Here is a 288-nt window from a genome sequence, read left to right on the forward strand (position 1 = left end):
ATCAGAAGCAGTAGCGGAAGGAAAAACAGAAGCAACAATTTTAGGGAAAGACCTTTTAAAAGTAACAGGTGGCACAGTATATGTAAGTGTACAAAGTGAGAATGAGCTAGAAAGTGCTCGTACAGCGGTGAAATATGAATCACAAGTAACAGTGGCACCAGCGGTGGATACAGTAAAAGTAGCGAACAATAAAGCTGGAGATGCGGATACAATTACAGTRAGTGGGGTTGCCGAAGGTGATSTTGTWMRMGTATATGATGCATCAACAGAAGGAAAAGAGTTAGGAAA

The 288-nt window shown here is 40.8% G+C and carries 1 pseudogene; it reads left to right on the forward strand.

Annotated features, from left to right (window positions below):
• A pseudogene (locus ASE54_RS36680) lies at positions 1-288 on the forward strand (hypothetical protein); the annotation flags it as partial.

The sequence above is a fragment of the Bacillus sp. Root131 genome (assembly GCF_001429475.1).
Classification (GTDB): domain Bacteria; phylum Bacillota; class Bacilli; order Bacillales; family Bacillaceae_G; genus Bacillus_A; species Bacillus_A thuringiensis_S.